Origin of the sequence: Devosia chinhatensis (genome assembly GCF_000969445.1) — a bacterium.
Taxonomy (GTDB): domain Bacteria; phylum Pseudomonadota; class Alphaproteobacteria; order Rhizobiales; family Devosiaceae; genus Devosia; species Devosia chinhatensis.
Genome location: NZ_JZEY01000027.1, coordinates 1 through 441 on the forward strand (window position 1 = coordinate 1; position 441 = coordinate 441).

Here is a 441-nt window from a genome sequence, read left to right on the forward strand (position 1 = left end):
AAAGGGGGAGGAGGAAGAGGAAGAAAAGAAGGAGGAGAAGAACAAGCAGGAGAGGAAGGTAAGAGGGGCAAAGGAGGAAGGGGAAGAGGAAAAGGAAAGGCAAAGGGGGAAGAAAGGGGCAAGGGAGAGAAGAAAGCAGAGGAAAGGAAGGGGGAAAAACGGGGTAGAAGAGAGGAGGGAGGGGGAAAGGGGAGAGAAGGAGAGGGAGAATGAAGGAGAAAGACAGGAGGGGAAGAGAGAGGAGGGAGTGGAGGGGTTGGAGAAAGAGGTGAAGGAGGAGAAAACGACCGAGCGATGGGTGAGGTGATAGTCGGCCAAATTGACAAGATAGGAGGCATAGTAGGGAATAGCGTGAACGAAGTTGGAGACATAAACCACGAAGCGGCTTTCAGGATGGACGGTGGGAAGGCGGGTACGCTCGATGCGCACGACGCTCAGATG

General features: G+C 54.0%; 1 protein-coding gene. It reads left to right on the forward strand.

Features of this window, described 5'->3' with window-relative positions:
- The coding region (locus VE26_RS17910; RefSeq protein ID WP_046103238.1) for a hypothetical protein at positions 1–307 on the forward strand (307 nt) is incomplete at its 5' end.
- Positions 308–441 lie beyond the last annotated feature (134 nt).